At 70.0% G+C, this 15588-nt stretch carries 10 protein-coding genes; 5 read left to right on the top strand and 5 right to left on the bottom strand.

Going from position 1 to position 15588, the window contains the following annotated elements:
• On the top strand, positions 1–1353 hold a 1353-nt coding region (locus ACTIFU_RS03935; RefSeq protein ID WP_439576987.1), incomplete at its 5' end, for a 4Fe-4S binding protein.
• A 15-nt stretch (positions 1354–1368) separates the two neighbouring features.
• On the opposite strand, the gene ACTIFU_RS03930 is transcribed toward ACTIFU_RS03935, so the two are convergent.
• The 3 genes from ACTIFU_RS03930 to ACTIFU_RS03920 all read right to left on the bottom strand — a co-directional run bounded on the left by ACTIFU_RS03930 (position 1369) and on the right by ACTIFU_RS03920 (position 4516).
• Entirely contained in the window at positions 1369–2343 is a 975-nt protein-coding gene (locus tag ACTIFU_RS03930) for a Bug family tripartite tricarboxylate transporter substrate binding protein (protein WP_439576986.1), read from the bottom strand.
• Positions 2344–2418: 75 nt separating this feature from the next.
• Positions 2419–3093 carry a TIGR04282 family arsenosugar biosynthesis glycosyltransferase gene (locus ACTIFU_RS03925; RefSeq protein WP_439576985.1) on the bottom strand — a complete coding sequence of 225 codons (675 nt, stop codon included), beginning with the start codon at positions 3091–3093 and terminating at the stop codon, positions 2419–2421.
• A 31-nt stretch (positions 3094–3124) separates the two neighbouring features.
• Positions 3125–4516, bottom strand: coding sequence for an amidase family protein (locus ACTIFU_RS03920; RefSeq protein WP_439576984.1), 1392 nt, complete (start codon positions 4514–4516; stop codon positions 3125–3127).
• 98 nt (positions 4517–4614) lie between these two features.
• Between ACTIFU_RS03920 and ACTIFU_RS03915 the strand changes: the two genes are divergently transcribed.
• Positions 4615–5544, top strand: coding sequence for a polysaccharide deacetylase family protein (locus ACTIFU_RS03915; protein ID WP_439576983.1), 930 nt, complete (start codon positions 4615–4617; stop codon positions 5542–5544).
• Between the two features lie 15 nt (positions 5545–5559).
• Here ACTIFU_RS03915 and ACTIFU_RS03910 read toward each other — a convergent pair whose 3' ends face one another.
• The gene (locus ACTIFU_RS03910; protein ID WP_439576982.1) at positions 5560–7134 is read right to left on the bottom strand and encodes a gamma-glutamyltransferase; all 1575 of its coding nucleotides are present in this window, start codon (positions 7132–7134) and stop codon (positions 5560–5562) included.
• 217 nt (positions 7135–7351) lie between these two features.
• On the opposite strand from ACTIFU_RS03910, the gene ACTIFU_RS03905 reads away from it, so the two are divergent.
• Genes ACTIFU_RS03905 through ACTIFU_RS03895 form a run of 3 tightly spaced genes read left to right on the top strand, consistent with a single transcriptional unit; the run spans position 7352 to position 12020 of the window.
• Positions 7352–9151: an FAD-dependent oxidoreductase gene (locus tag ACTIFU_RS03905; protein WP_439576981.1), complete on the top strand. Its 1800-nt coding sequence runs from the start codon at positions 7352–7354 to the stop codon at positions 9149–9151.
• Positions 9139–10971 carry a 2-oxoacid:acceptor oxidoreductase subunit alpha gene (locus ACTIFU_RS03900; RefSeq protein ID WP_439576980.1) on the top strand — a complete coding sequence of 611 codons (1833 nt, stop codon included), beginning with the start codon at positions 9139–9141 and terminating at the stop codon, positions 10969–10971. The genes ACTIFU_RS03905 and ACTIFU_RS03900 overlap by 13 nt, the downstream gene beginning before the upstream one ends.
• On the top strand, positions 10968–12020 hold the full coding sequence (locus ACTIFU_RS03895) for a 2-oxoacid:ferredoxin oxidoreductase subunit beta (RefSeq protein ID WP_439576979.1): 1053 nt from the start codon (positions 10968–10970) through the stop codon (positions 12018–12020). Before ACTIFU_RS03900 ends, ACTIFU_RS03895 begins: the two co-directional genes overlap by 4 nt.
• Before the next feature lie 62 nt (positions 12021–12082).
• Here the strand turns inward: ACTIFU_RS03895 and metH are convergent, their stop codons facing one another.
• Complete coding sequence (metH, locus tag ACTIFU_RS03890) at positions 12083–15586, bottom strand: methionine synthase (RefSeq protein WP_439576978.1); 3504 nt, start codon at positions 15584–15586, stop codon at positions 12083–12085.
• Positions 15587–15588 lie beyond the last annotated feature (2 nt).

Below are 15588 nucleotides of genomic sequence, written 5' to 3'. Positions count from 1 at the left end.
GGGTCCACGCCGCTGTTCACCGCGCCGCACAAGCGCCCAGGCTATCTGCGCGCCGATCCGAACGATCCCCTGTCGGTACAGAAGGCGATCTTCAAGGCCGCCGAACTCGTCGGCACGTTCGACAAGCCGCGCTTCGTCACCTTCACCGACAGCCTCTGCGCCCATTCCCGCTCGAGGAAGACCGGCTGCACGCGCTGCCTCGATCTCTGCCCGGTCGGCGCGATCGCCCCCGCGGGCGATCATGTCGCGATCGACACCATGATCTGCGCCGGCTGCGGCTCCTGCGCCGCCGTCTGCCCCACCGGAGCCGCCGCCTACGCCCTGCCGCCGTCGGATGCGCTCCTGCGCAAGCTGCGCGCGATGCTGCTGGCCTACGCCGAGGCCGAGGGCAGGCGCGCGGTGCTGCTCGTGCACGAGGGCGAGCACGGCCTGCCCCTGCTCGACGCGCTCGCCCGCTTCGGCGACGGCCTGCCCGCGCGCGTCATCCCGTTCCAGGTCAACGAGGTGACCGCGCTCGGCATCGAGACCGTCGCCGCCGCCTTCGCCTACGGCGCGGCGGAACTCCGCGTACTGCTCGGCACGCGCCACCGCGACGACCTCACTGGGCTGGACCGCACGCTCGCGCTCGCCGACGCCGTGCTCCAGGGCTGGGGCTTCGGCCCCGACCGTGCCGCAATGCTGCGCGCCGACGACCCCGACGCGCTGACCACCGCGCTCGCCGCGCTGCCCGACCGCGACGGCGCCGCACCGCGCAGCTTCCTGCCGATGGGTGACAAGCGCGGTGTGATGCAGATCGCGCTCAAGGAACTGCACAGGGCCGCGCCCGCTCCGGTCGAAATCGTTCCGCTGCCAGAGAAGGCCCCCTTCGGCACGGTGCACGTCAACGTCGCCGGCTGCACGCTCTGCCTCGCCTGCGTCGCCGCCTGCCCGACCGGCGCGCTGCGCGACAACCCCGACCGGCCGATGCTCAGCTTCACCGAGGAGGCCTGCGTGCAGTGCGGCCTCTGCGCGAACACCTGCCCCGAGAAGGTGATCGCGCTCGAACCGCGGCTGAACGTTGCGCCCGAGGCCGCCGCGCCACGCGTGATCAAGGAGGAGGAACCCTTCGCCTGCATCCGCTGCGGCAAGCCGTTCGGCGTGAAGAGCACCGTCGAACGCGTCGCCGCCAAGCTCGCCGCGAGTCATTGGATGTTCAAGGGCAGCGCCGCGAACCTGGATCTCATCCGCATGTGCGAGGACTGCCGCGTGATTGCGGTTACCGAAGGCGAAGGCATCGATCCCTACGCGGGACCGCCAAGGCCACGCATCGTGACGAGCGAGGATTACAAGAAGGAAGGCGGGGAAGGGGCCTGAGGCCCCTCCCCCCCACTACTCCACGCGGCCGATGGCGCGCACGGCTGCGATCAAGCGCGCGCTATCCTGCTCGACGAAACGCGCGAACTCCGGCGCATCCTGGTACGCGACCGGACTGCCCGCACCGGCGAACACACGCACCGTCTCCGGGTCCTCGCACGCCTTGCGCAAAGCCGAACGCAGCACCTCCATCACGGGCCGCGGCACACCGGCCGGCGCGAACAACCCGGCCCAGATGTAGAACTCGACCGACGGATGGCCGAGCTCGCGGAAGGTCGGCGTGTCGGGGAACGAGGCGATCCGCTCCGCGCCCCAGTTCGCCAGCACGCGCAGCCGCCGCTCGCGCACATGCCCGAGCAGCACGCCGGGCGCCGAGGCCAGCGCCTGCACCGTGCCGGCAAGGATCGCCGTGACGGCAGGCCCCGCGCCCTGATACGGCACATGCAGCAGCCGGATGCCTGCCGAATGCGCGAACATCTCCATCGCCACGTGCAGCGTGCCGTAGGTGCCCGAACTGCCATAGGGAATCGTCGCCGGCCGCGACCTCGCATCCGCGATCAGCGCGTCGAGATCACGCCAGGGCGCATTGAACGGCACCGCCAGCAGCGTCGGATCGGCGAGCACACGCCCCACCGGTTCGAGCTGGCTCACCTCATAGGTCGGGGGGCGACCGAACAGACGATCCGCCTCCGGCAGCACCGCGAGCGACGAGAGCGTCATCAGCAGCGTGTAGCCGTCCGGCGCCGACTGCGCCGCCGCACGATTGCCGACCGCCCCGCCCGCCCCGCCCCGGTTCACCACCACCACCGGCCTGCCGAGCAGCCTCTCCATCGCCGCCGCGATCGGCCGCGCGGCGAGATCCGCCTGACCACCGGGCGGGAACGGCACGATCATGCTGAGCGGCCGATCCGGAAACGCCTGCGCCCGTGCGCTGCCGATCAGCGCGGGCAGGCCCAGCGTCAGCCCGAGGGCATGGCGGCGACGGATCATGATGTCCTCCCGGTCGGCGGTTGCGCGCGAGGCTAGACCGAATGGAGGCAAGTGCGAAGCCGAACGAGCAGCGCCTCAGGCGGGGATCGGCACGGCGTCAGAGGCCAGCACGGCACGCGTGTGCGGCGCCGCCCACGGATCGCGCGCGAGGTCGCGACGCAGCTGGTCGAGATCGGCCGGCTGGTCCACGTCATGCCAGCGCGGCGCGAGCACGACCGGGATCCCGAACCGCCGTGCGCGCGCCTGCGTCTCCGCGAGCACCGACGCCGTGCCCCACGCGATCGACGAGAACAGACACGGCTGCGGTCGGGTGAGCGCGATGCACCAGTATCCGCCGTCCTCCGCCGGACCCAGCACCACCGCCTCGGGATTCGTTACCGCCAGGCGCAGCGCCGCGCCCAGATGCTGCGGTGGCAGCGTCGGAGCGTCGGCCCCGATCAGCAGCACGGGCGAACCGCCGCGCGCGAACAGATCGGCGAATGCGCCGTGCATGCGCGCACCGAGATCGCCGTCGCGCTGCACCAGCGCCGGCAACCCCGTCACCGCGGACAGCGCTGGCGTCGCCTCGGCCGGCGTGGCGAGCACGACGGCATCGGCGCCGCTGCCGCGCAGCAGGACCGCGCTGTCGGCGATGAACGCCTGCGCCAGCGCTGCCGCGCCGGCCGCGCCGAGCGCGGGGATCAGCCGGGTCTTCGCAAGGCCCGGACGCGGCGCCTTGACCATCAGCCCGATGACGGGGTGCGGCAGCATGATCCTTCGTTCGTCGCGCGGCGGGTAGCGGTTACAGCAACGCGAGCGTCGGCGGCTCCAGCGCCACCTCGATCGCCGCCGCAACGCGGAGCGCGAGCGCGTCGCCGTAGAGCGGGGCCGCGACCTGCACCGCGCGCGGCAGGCCGTCCACGCCGAGCCCCGTCGGCACCGTCACCGCGGGCTGGCGCGAGAGGTTGAACGCGAAGGTCCACGGCGCCCAGCGCTGCCAGAGATCCTGCTCGGGCGCCAGCAGCGGCGCATCGACCGCCGGCGGCGGCCCAGGCACGGTCGGGCACAGCACCGCATCGAACTGGCGGTGGAACGCCGCCATGCCGTGCGCGGTCTCGATCGTTGCCGCCTGGATCGCGAGAAACTCGCCGGCCGTCATCGGCGGCGCGCGCTGCGCCAGCGCCGACAGCCCGGGATCGAGCAGGTCGCGCTTCCCGTCCGGCAGCGACCCGACCAGCCGCGCGAGCGCGTTCGACCAGACCTGCACGAACACCGCGCGGGTATCCGGCAGGTTCGGGTCCGCCTCCTCGATGATCGCGCCGCGTTCGTCGAGCGCGGTTGCAGCGCGGTCCACCGCCGCCCAGGCCGCCTCGTCGGCGGGCGCGGCGAAGCCGAGCCGGCGCACGATGGCGATCCTGAGCCCCGCGACATCGGCCATCACGGGACCGGGCCAGCCTGGCTCGGGGTCGGGCAACGCGAACGGGTCGCGCCAGTCGAACCGCGCCATCGCGCCCAGCATCAGCGCTGCATCCGCCACGCGACGCGTCATCGGCCCCGCCACCGCGACCGAGGCGAAGGCGCCGAGCGGCCATTGCGGCACTCGACCGAAGCTCGGCTTCACGCCGACGATGCCGCACCACGCCGCCGGGATGCGGATCGAACCGCCGGCATCGGTGCCGATATGCAACGGACCGTACCCACCCGCGCACGCCGCGCCGGCCCCGGAGGACGAGCCGCCCGGCGTCATCGCGGTGTTCCAAGGATTGCGCGTGATCCCGTGCAGCGGGCAGTCGCCCGGCGACTTCCAGCCGAACTCCGTCGTCGTCGTCTTGCCGAGGATCACCGCGCCTGCCGCTTTCAGCCCCAACACCGACGGTGCGTCATGCGCGACCGGTGCCGGATCGGTCACGCGGCTGCCGCGCCGTGTGGGGAAGCCGGCAAGATCGATGAGGTCCTTCACCGTCGCCGGCACGCCATCGAGCACACCGAGCGGACGTCCGGCGAACCAACGATGCTCGCTGGCGGCAGCCGCGCGTTCGGCGCCCTCGGCGTCGATCACCGCCATCGCGTTGAGCTGCGGCTCGAGCCGGGCGATACGGTCGAGACAGGCCCGCACGACTTCGCGCGGCGAGAACACACCGCGTGCGTAGCCCTGCACCAGTGCGGCAGTGGAAAGGGTTGCGAGGTCGGTCATGCAGGGTCGGTCTCCGGGTCGATCGCTCCACCCTGGGCGCTTGCGGTCCCATGGGCAACGGCCCATCGTCGCGCCGCAGCGACACGAGGAAGCGAGCGATGGCGGAGACCGAAACGACGCGCCGGCACGGCCAGCCCTGGGAGTGGCCGGAGGAGGTCTGGCGGGGCATCGTCAACCGCGCCCGCGCCGGCCGCTCGCTTCGCCCTGCATCCTGGCCCGACGGCGCGCGCTGCTGCGTCACCCTCTCCTTCGACGCCGATCACGACACCATCCCGCTGCGCGACGCCGACGAAAGCCCGATGCGGATCAGCCAGGGGCAGTACGGCAACCGCCAGGCGATCCCACGCATCCGCCGGCTGCTCGACCGGCACGGCGTGCGCGCGACCTTCTTCTACCCCGCGGTCTCGGCGCTGCTCTATCCGGACGAGGTGCGTGCGGTCGCCGATGAGGGCCACGAGATCGGCATCCACTCCTGGATCCACGAGGCGAACACCACCCTGCCCGCCGCCGCCGAGCGCGACCTCAGCTTCCGTGCCGCGGATACGCTGGAGAAGATCGCCGGGCGGCGGCCGGTGGGGATGCGCACCGCCTCGTGGGACTTCTCGACCGCGACCATGTCGATCATCCGCGAGATGGGCCTGCTCTACGATTCGAGCCTGATGGGCGACGACGACGCCTACGAACTGGTGGCCGACGGCGAGCCAACCGGAATCGTCGAACTGCCGCCGGAATGGATCCGCGACGATGCGGTGTACTTCAACATGGTGCGGTTCTCGGCGCTCAGGCCCTACACGCCGCCCTCGGCCGTCGAGGAGATCTTCCGCGCCGAGTTCGACGGCGCCTATGAGGAAGGCGGGATGTTCCTGCTCACCATGCACCCGCATGTGATCGGCCACCGCTCGCGCATGCCGCTGCTCGACCGGCTGGTCGCCCATATGAAGGCCAAGCCCGGCGTATGGTTCGCGACCCATGAGGAGACGGCGCGCTGGTGCGCTGAGCAGGCGGGGCTCAGGGCGAAGGTGGGCTGACGCCCGGCCGATCGCTCAGGCCTGGGCGATCGCGCCGCTCCAGGGGCTGATCACGTCGCTGATGCCGGTGCGCACGCCGTCCGGCCCGATCGCGATCATGTTCGGGCACGCGTAGTTCACCGGCATCACCGTGTGCTCCACCTCCTGTGCGCCGAAGCGCTCGCGCAGCACATTGAGGATGCTCCGGTCGAGCCGCGGATCGGCCGACACACCGGTCTCGCCGCTCACGTCGATGCGCGGCTGGTGCGCCGCCTTCGCCGGGTCCATGCCGAACTCCAGCACGAACAGCAGCGTCTGCAGCACCGCCGCCAGGATGCGCCGCCCACCCGACGCGCCGGCGGCGATCTCGGGCCGACCGTCCTTCGCGACGATCACCGGGCTCATGTTGCAGAGCGGGCGCTTGCGCGGGCCGATGCTGTTCGCCTGTCCCGGGCGCGGGTCAAACCAGAACACGCCGTTGTTCATCAGCACGCCCGTGCGCGGCAGCACCACGCGGCTGCCCATCGACGACAGCAGCGTGGTCGTCATCGACACCATCATCCCGTCCGCGTCCGCCGCCGTCAGATGCGTCGTGCACGCCTCGGCCGCGCGCGGGTTCGCCTCGGTCGTGTCGCCGAGCCCGGCGAGCCGCTCGGCATAGGCGCGCTGCATCGCGGCCGCGAAGGCCGTGAAGAACGCCGCATCGGGTGCGGCGCCGAACCGCTCGGCCCCGAGCGCCTCCAGCACGCGCTGCATCGTCGGCGCCGCGGTCAGCCCGCCCGCGCCCTGGATCACCCGGCCGCGCCAGGGATGCTGGCTCGCCTCCGTCAGCCGCGCCGCGCAGCCGGCGAGATCGGCGGCATCCAGCACGCCACCGAGCTCGGCCATGTCGGCCGCGATCGCGGCCGCGATCTCGCCGCGGTAGAAGTCCTCAAGCCCGGCCTCCGCCAGGCGCTCCAGCGTCGCCGGCAGCTTGCCGAGCACGATCCGCTTCGCCGGGCCGACATAGGGCGGCGCCGGCGGCAGCCCGTCGGGCAGGTAGATGCGCGCGCTCTCGGCGTAGCGGCGCAGGTCGGGCGCGGCCGAGGCGAGCTTCAGCGCCGTCACCCAGTCGGCGGGCAGCCCCGCCTTGGCGAGTGCGATCGCCGGCGCCAGCACGTCCTTCAGCGGCAGGCGGCCCCAGCGCCGGTGGACCTCGGCATAGCCAGCGACCGAGGACGGGATCACCACCGAGAGTGGGCCGTGCACGTTGCGGTCGTCCTGCACGTTCGGCCAGGCGAACAGGTGGTCCGAGTGCCCGGGCACCAGCGGAAACAGCTGGGGATCCAGCCTCGCGGGGGAGACCGGGCCGAAATCGACCACGCGCGCCGACCGCTCGCCCGCCGGATGCACGAGCGTGAAGCCGATCCCGCCTAGCCCGGAGTTCCAGGGCTCGACCGCGGCGAGCGCAAAGGCGGTCGCGACCGCGGCATCGGCCGCGCTGCCGCCCGCCTCGAGCATCAGCACGCCGGCCTCGGCCGCTGTTCGCACCTGCGAGACCACCACGCCCTTGCGGCCCTGCGCGGCCGGCTTGGTGACGGTCCAGTTCTGAGTGAGATGGGCGATGGCCACGTCGGCGCTCCCTGTCTGCTGCCGTGCCCGGTCAGTGTGGGACGTCCGGGATCGAGGCGGAAGGGGCTTGCGCGCAGCGCGCGACCGCCCTGCTTCAGATGTCACGGAAGTGCGCCTGCGTGCTGTTGTCGCGGCAGGCGAGTGCCCCCATGATGGTTGGAACAATGAGGCTTGGGCCTGCGTCGCTCCGGTGCAGCGCGCAGGCGGAGGAAGCGCCTTGAGGCCAACCGACCTGACCACCCCCGCCCACTTCCACAAGGTGGTGGACTGCCAATGGGCGTGCCCCGCGCATACGCCCGTCCCCGAATACATCCGGCTGATCGCGGCGGGCCGCTACACCGACGCCTACATGATCAACTGGCACTCGAACGTGTTCCCCGGGATCCTCGGGCGGACCTGCGACCGGCCCTGCGAGCCGGCCTGCCGGCGCGGACGCGTCGAGGAGGAGCCGGTCGCCATCTGCCGGCTCAAGCGTGTCGCTGCCGACAACAAGGACGACGTGCTGAGCCTCATGCCGCCCGTCCCGGCGCAGAAGAACGGCAAGCGCATCGCCTGCGTCGGCGCCGGGCCGGCGAGCCTGACGGTCGCGCGCGACCTCGCCCTGCTCGGCTACGAGGTCCATGTCTATGACTCGGAGGCGCGCGGCGGCGGCTTCATGTGGACGCAGATCCCCCGCTTCCGCCTGCCCGAGAGCGTGATCGAGGAGGAGGTCGGCTACATCACGCGGCGTGGCGGCGTGGTCACGCACTACAACCACAGCGTGCCGAGCCTCAAGGGTCTGCTCGACGAGGGCTTCGACGCGGTGTTCATCGGCTGCGGCGCGCCGCGCGGGCGCGAGCTTGACGTGCCCGGCCGCGCGGAAGCCTCGGCCAACATCCATATCGGCATCGAGTGGCTGGCCAAGGTGTCGTTCGGCCATGTCGAGCAGGTCGGCAGGCGCGTGATCGTGCTGGGCGGCGGCAACACGGCGATGGATTGCTGCCGCTCCGCGCGCCGGCTCGGCGGCGAGGACGTGAAGGTGATCGTCCGCTCCGGCTTCGAGGAGATGAAGGCCTCGCCCTGGGAGAAGGAGGACGCGATGCGCGAGGGCATCCCGATCCTCGACTACCTGGTGCCGAAGCAGGTGCTGCACGAGAACGGCCGGCTCACCGGCATGGTCTTCGAGAAGGTCAAGGCCGAGTACGACGCCAAGGGGCGGCGCAATCTTGTTCCCACCGGCGAGCCCGACGTCACCTACGCGTGTGACGATGTGCTGGTGGCGATCGGCCAGGAGAACGCCTTCCCCTGGATCGAGCGCGACATCGGCCTGGAGTTCGATCGCTGGGGCCTGCCAAAGCTCGATCCGGTGACGCTGCAATCGACCCTACCGAGCGTGTTCTTCGGCGGCGATGCGGCGTTCGGGCCGAAGAACATCATCTGGGCGGTCGCGCATGGCCACGAGGCCGCCGTCTCGATCGACCTCCACTGCCGCGGCCAGGACGTGCACGACCGGCCCGACCCGCATGTGCGCATGGCCAGCCAGAAGATGGGCATCCACGAGTGGAGCTACGACAACGACATCTCGATCGACCTCCGCTACAAGGTACCGCATGTCGAGGAGCGGCTCGCGCTCCGCGACATCCGCGTCGAGGTCGAGCTCGGCTACGATCGCGAGCTCGCCTACAAGGAAGCGCAGCGCTGCCTGAACTGCGACGTGCAGACGGTGTTCAACGCCCGGCTCTGCATCGAGTGCGACGGCTGCGTGGACATCTGCCCGACCGACTGCATCACCTTCACCGAGAACGGCGAGGAGGATGAGCTGCGCACGCGGCTGAAGGCGCCGGCCATCAACCGCCAGCAGGATCTCTACGTCGAGGACGGGCTCAAGACCGGGCGCGCGATGGTGAAGGACGAGGACGTCTGCCTGCACTGCGGCCTGTGCGCCGAACGCTGCCCCACCGGGGCCTGGGACATGCAGAAATTCTATCTCGAGACCGCCAAGACCTACGCGAACGGGGCGCACGCATGCAGCCGCTGACCGCCATCAACGACTTCGTCGTCAAGTTCGCCAACGTCAACGGCTCGGGTTCGGCCTCGGCCAACCAGCTGTTCGCGAAGTCGATCCTGCGGATGGGCATCCCGATCGCCTCGCGCAACATCTTCCCCTCGAACATCCAGGGCCTGCCGACCTGGTTCGAGGTCCGTGTCAGCGGTGAGGGGCATCTCGGCCGGCGCGGCGGCGTCGATCTCGCGGTGGCGATGAACCCGCAGACCTGGGACCGCGACATCGCCGAGCTCGAGCCCGGCGGCTACCTGTTCTATGACAGCACCAAGCCCATGCCTCGGAGCCGCTTCCGCGACGACATCACCGTGCTCGGCGTACCGCTGACCGAGATGTGCAACGCCACCTACTCGGATGCGCGCCAGCGCCAGCTGTTCAAGAACATCATGTATGTCGGCGCGCTCTCGTCGCTGCTGGGCATCGATCCGGCGGTGGTCGAGCAGCTGCTGACCGAGCAGTACAGGGGCAAGGAGAAGCTCGCGGCCTCGAACCGCGACGCGTTCCAGACGGGCCGCGACTGGGCAGCCGCGAACCTGCCGCCGATCGGGCTGCGGCTGGAGACCTCCGACAAGGTCGGCAGCCGAATCTACGTTGAGGGCAACGCCGCGGCCGCGCTCGGGGCGGTGTATGGCGGGGCGACCGTCTGCGCGTGGTACCCGATCACGCCGAGCACCTCGCTCGCCGAGGCGTTCGAGCGCTACTGCCGCCGCTTCCGTACCGATCCGGATGGCAGCAAGCGCTACGCGATCGTGCAGGCCGAGGACGAGCTCGCCTCGATCGGCATCGTGATCGGCGCGTCCTGGAACGGGGCGCGCGCCTTCACGGCCACGTCCGGGCCCGGCATCTCGCTGATGCAGGAGTTCGTCGGGCTGTCCTACTTCGCCGAAATCCCGGCGGTGATCTTCGACGTGCAGCGCGCCGGTCCCTCCACCGGCATGCCGACGCGCACGCAGCAGAGCGACGTCCTGCTTGCCGCCTATGCCAGCCACGGCGACACCAAGCATGTGCTGCTGCTCCCCGAGGACCCGCGCGAGTGCTTCGAGTTCGGCGCGGCCGCGTTCGATCTCGCCGACCGCTTGCAGACCACGATCTTCGTCATGCTCGACCTCGACATCGGCATGAACGACTGGCTGTGCGAGCCCTTCGCCTGGGACGACAACCGCCGGATGGACCGCGGCAAGGTGATGACCGCGGCGATGCTGGAGCAGGCGAGCAGCTTCGGCCGCTATCTCGACGTGGACGGCGACGGCATCCCCTACCGCACCTATCCCGGCACGCATCCCTCGAAGGGCGCGTTCTTCACCCGCGGCACGTCGCGCGACCGCCTGGCGAAGTACACCGAGCATGGCGCGGCGTATGTCGACAACATGCAGCGGCTGCTGCGGAAGTTCGAGACGGCGAAGGAGCTCGTGCCAGGGCCGATCGAGCAGACGGCGGCCCGCACGACCCCCTATGGCGTGATCTACTACGGCAGCACCTCGGCGGCGATGCGCGAGGCGCTAGGCGGGCTGCAGCAGGATGGGATTCATCTCGACGCACTGCGCGTCCGCGCCTTTCCCTTCCACGACGATGTCGCCCGCTTCATCGAGGCGCACGAGACCGTGTTCGTGGTGGAGCAGAACCGCGACGCGCAGCTGCGCACCTTGATCACGACCGAGTGCGGGATCGACCCCGCGCGCCTGGTGCCGGTGCTGCACTACGACGGCACGCCGATCACCGCCCGCTTCATCCGCACCGCGATCGGCCGCCAGGCCGGCTCGCTCGACGTGGTGCCGCTCCGGAAGACCGTGCCATGAGCTACCTGAAGCCTGCGCTGCATCACCCGAAGCTGCCGACCAACACGCTCGGCCTGACGCGCCGCGACTACGAGGGCTCGATCAGCACGCTGTGCGCCGGCTGCGGGCATGACTCGATCAGTGCCGCGATCATCCAGGCGGTGTGGGAGCTCTCGATCCCACCGCATCGCGTGGCGAAGCTCTCCGGCATCGGCTGTTCGTCCAAGACGCCGGACTACTTCCTCGGCGCGAGCCACGGCTTCAATTCGGTGCATGGGCGGATGCCCTCGGTGCTGACGGGCGCCAATCTCGCCAACCGCGAGCTGATCTATCTCGGCGTGTCCGGCGACGGCGACAGCGCCTCGATCGGGCTCGGCCAGTTCGCGCATCTGATGCGGCGCGGCGTCAACATGACCTACATCGTCGAGAACAACGGCGTCTATGGGCTGACCAAGGGCCAGTTCTCCGCCACCTCCGACAAGGGCTCGAAGGCCAAGAAGGGCGCGGTCAACACCGACGAGCCGATCGACCTCGTGGCGCTCGCGCTCGAGCTCGGCGCGACCTATGTCGCGCGCAGCTTCTCGGGCGACAAGGACCAGCTCGTGCCGCTGATCAAGGGCGCGCTGATGCACCAGGGCGTGGCGTTCATCGACTGCATCAGCCCCTGCGTGGCGTTCAACAATCACGAGGGCAGCACCAAGAGCTACGACTACGTGCGCGAGCACAACGAGGCGGTGAACCGGCTGGATGTGTTCTTCGAGCGGACGGAGATCACGGCGTCCTACGCACCCGGCGATCTGACCGAGGTGACGCAGCACGATGGGTCGTTGTTGCGGATGCGCAAGCTGCACGACGACCACGACCCGACCGATCGGGTGGCGGCGTTGAACTACCTCGCGCGTCACAAGGCGATGGGCGAGATCGTGACGGGGCTGCTGTACGTCGATCCGCACCCCGAGGACCTGCACGACCATCTCGGCACGGTCGTCACGCCGCTCAATCGTCTCGAGGACGCGGCCCTGTGCCCCGGCGCGACGGCGCTGGAGAAGATCAACGCCGCGCTCCGCTGACGGCGCGCGGTCGTGGAGGGGGGCATGGGGGGACGACCGTCGTCCCCCCATCCGTGTTCCTTCTACACCGAGAAGTACTTCGCGCGCGGGTGCAGCACCACGATCGCGCTGGTGCTCTGCTCGGGATGGAGCTGCCATTCGTCCGACAGCGACACGCCGATCCGCTCGCCGTCCAGCAGGCTGAGCAGCGGCAGCTGGTCCTCGAGCTTCGGGCAGGCGGGATAGCCGAAGGAGTAGCGCGAGCCGCGATAGCCTTGCTGCAGCATCTTGTCGATGTCGCGGTCGTCCTCGGCGGCGAAGCCGCATTCGGCGCGGATGCGCTTGTGCACGTACTCCGCCAACGCCTCCGCCACCTCGACCGAGAGCCCGTGCAGGTAGAGATAGTCCTGGTAGCGGTTCGCCTCGAACCACTGCCGTGCGATGTCGGACGCCTTCTGCCCGACGGTCACCACCTGCAACCCGATCACGTCCCGCCTGTCGGGCCCGTCGTCGATGTCACGGAAGAAGTCGGCGATGCACTCGCCGTCCTCCTTGGCCTGGCGCGGCAGGGTGAAGCGGCAGAGCTCGGTCCTGCCGTCCTCCATGAACAGCACCACGTCGTTGCCTTCGCCGGCTGCTTTCCAGTAGCCGTAGAGCGCCTGCGGCCGGAGGATCTGCTCGTCCTCGCAGAGCTTCAGCATCCGCTTCAGCACCGGGCGCAGTTCCTGCTTCGCCCAGCCGAGGAAATCCTCGAGCCTTCTTCCCTGTTTCCGGAATCCCCACTGGAACTGGTAGAGTGAGCGCTCGTTGATGAACGGCACCACCGCCTTGGTCGGCGCTTCAAGCAGCCGGGGGCCCCAGAACGGCGGAGTGGTCGGCACGTAGCCGTCGGCCAGCCGTCGCCGACGCGCCCGGGCATAGGCGCGATCGACCGGCGCGGTCGCCGCGTCCGCCGCCTCGCCGAGCCTGCGTCGCGTATTCGTCGGCTTGCCCTTGCGCTTGGCCTGCACCGCGGCGAGGTAGTCGTCGAACTGTCCGCCGACCACCTTGTCCATCAAGTGGAGCCCGTCGAAGGCGTCGCGCGCATAGGCGACGCGCCCGGCACCATAGGCCAGCGCGCAGTCTTGCTCGACGTAGTTCCGGGTCAGTGCCGCGCCGCCGAGCATCACCGGGATATCGACGCCGAGCCGCGTCATCTCCTCGAGGTTCTCGCGCATCACCACGGTGGATTTCACGAGCAGCCCGCTCATGCCGATCGCCTGGGCCTTGTTCTCGTTCGCGGCCTTCAGCATGTCGGCGAGCGTCACCTTGATGCCCAGGTTGACCACCCGGTAGCCGTTGTTGGTCAGGATGATGTCGACCAGGTTCTTGCCGATGTCGTGCACGTCACCCTTGACGGTGGCGAGCACGACCGTGCCCTTGGTCTGGCCCTCGATCCGTTCCATGTGCGGCTCGAGATACGCCACGGCCGCCTTCATGGTCTCCGCCGATTGCAGCACGAACGGGAGCTGCATCTTGCCCGCGCCGAACAGCTCGCCCACCACCTTCATGCCGTCGAGCAGGATGGTGTTGATGATGTCGAGCGGCACGATGCCCTTGGCCATCGCGCCGGCGAGATCGTCCTCCAGCCCCTTGCGGTCGCCGTCGACGATGCGGTCCTTCAGCCGGCCCTCCACCGTCTCGGCACGCTTGCGCTTGCCGGTGTCGGCGGCCTTGCGGTCGGCAAACAGCTCCAGCATGCGCTGGAGCGGGTCGTAGCCCTCGCGGCGGCGATCGAAGATCAGGTCCTCGGCGACCCGCACCTCCTCCTCCGGGATCTGGTGCAGCGGCTTGATCTTCGAGACATGCACGATCGCGCCGGTCATGCCGGCGCGCAGCGCGTGGTCGAGGAACACCGAGTTGAGCACGTGGCGCGCGGCCGGGTTCAGCCCGAACGAGATGTTGGAGAGGCCGAGGATGATCTGGATGTCCGGGAAGGCCTCGCGGATCATCCTGATCCCTTCGAGCGTCCACTGCCCCAGCTTGCGGTCATCCTCGTTGCCGGTGGCGATAGTGAAGGTCAGCGGATCGATCAGCAGGTCGGACTGCGGCAGGCCGTGCCGGTCGCAGGCGAACTCGACCAGGCGGCGCGCGATGCGCAGCTTGTCCTCGGCGGTCTTGGCCATGCCGGCCTCGTCGATCGTCAGCGCGATCACCGCCGCGCCGAACTTCTTCGCAAGCACCAGGCGGTCGCGCGCGGCGCGCTCGCCGTCCTCGAAGTTGATCGAGTTGATGATCGGCTTGCCGCCGTGCAGCTTCAGCGCCGCCTCGATCACGTTGGTCTCGGTGCTGTCGATCACCAGTGGGGAATTCACCGAGGAGGTGAAGCGTCGGATCACCTCGTTCATCTCGTAGAGCTCGTCGCGGCCGACGAAGGCGGTGCAGATGTCGAGGCTGTTCGAGCCCTCGCCCACCTGCTCGCGGCCCATCGCCACGCAGCCGTCCCAGTCGTTCACGGCCTGGAGCTCGCGCCACTTCTTGGAGCCGTTGGCGTTGCAGCGCTCGCCGATCGAGAAATAGGCGTTCTCCTGGCGCAGCGCGGTCGCAGTGTAGAGCGAGGCGACCGAGGGGACCCAGACGGGCTTGCGTGGCACAGGCGCAGGGCGGCGCGCGGTACCGTCACGCTTGCGCAGCATCGCATCGAGCGCCGCGATATGCGCGTTGTTGGTGCCGCAGCAGCCGCCGATCAGGTTCACCCCGTCCTCGGCGACGAAACGTTCGAGCCAGACCGCGAGCTCCTCGGGCGTCAGCGGATAGTGCGTCCTGCCGTCCACCAGTTCGGGCAGGCCCGCGTTCGGCTGCACGCTCAGCAGCCCGGGCCAGTTCTGCGCCAGCCAGCGCACATGCTCGGCCATCTCCTGCGGGCCCGTCGCGCAGTTCAGCCCGATCAGCGGCACGTCGAGCGCGTGGATCACGGCCGCGGCGGCGGAGATGTCGGGGCCGACCAGCAGCGTGCCGGTGGTCTCGACCGTCACCTGCACGAACACCGGCAGGCTGGCCTTGCCGGCGCGGGCGCGCGCGATCTTCGACCCGTTCACCGCGGCCTTGATCTGCAACGTGTCCTGGCAGGTCTCGATCAGGATCGCATCCGCGCCGCCGGCGATCAGTCCCTCGGCCTGCTGGGTCAGCGCCGCTTCGAGCGTGTCGTAGTCGATGTTGCCGAGGGTCGGCAGTTTCGTGCCCGGACCGATCGAGCCGACCACCCAGCGGTGCCGCCCGTCGCTGAACTGCTCGGCCGCCTCGCGCGCGAGCTCGACCGCGACCTTGTTGAGCGCGAAGGCCTGATCCTCGAGCCCGAACTCGGCGAGGGTGATCGGCGAGGCGCCGAAGGTGTTCGTCTCCACCATGTCGGCGCCGGCCTCGTAGTAGCCGCGGTGGATCTCACGGACGATGTCGGGGCGCGAGAGCAGCAGCACCTCGGTGCAGTTCTCCTTGCCCATGAAGTCGCGCTCGATGTCGAGCGTCATCGCCTGGATGCGCGCGCCGAAGCCGCCGTCGCAGAGCAGCACGGTGTCGCGGAGGGCGTCGAGCAGGTGCGGGCGGGACATGG

Origin of the sequence: Elioraea sp., from assembly GCF_051860475.1 — a bacterium.
GTDB lineage: Bacteria > Pseudomonadota > Alphaproteobacteria > Acetobacterales > Acetobacteraceae > Elioraea.
Note: the sequence above shows the minus strand (reverse complement) of the source record. Positions and strands in the feature narration are given on the sequence as shown.

Coding starts and splice junctions, on each gene's coding strand:
- ACTIFU_RS03930 (WP_439576986.1), bottom strand. CDS start 2,343: ATGATCCGTCGCCGCCATGCCCTCGGGCTGACGCTGGGCCTGCCCGCG.
- ACTIFU_RS03925 (WP_439576985.1), bottom strand. CDS start 3,093: ATGCTGCCGCACCCCGTCATCGGGCTGATGGTCAAGGCGCCGCGTCCG.
- ACTIFU_RS03920 (WP_439576984.1), bottom strand. CDS start 4,516: ATGACCGACCTCGCAACCCTTTCCACTGCCGCACTGGTGCAGGGCTAC.
- ACTIFU_RS03915 (WP_439576983.1), top strand. CDS start 4,615: ATGGCGGAGACCGAAACGACGCGCCGGCACGGCCAGCCCTGGGAGTGG.
- ACTIFU_RS03900 (WP_439576980.1), top strand. CDS start 9,139: ATGCAGCCGCTGACCGCCATCAACGACTTCGTCGTCAAGTTCGCCAAC.
- ACTIFU_RS03895 (WP_439576979.1), top strand. CDS start 10,968: ATGAGCTACCTGAAGCCTGCGCTGCATCACCCGAAGCTGCCGACCAAC.
- metH (WP_439576978.1), bottom strand. CDS start 15,586: ATGTCCCGCCCGCACCTGCTCGACGCCCTCCGCGACACCGTGCTGCTC.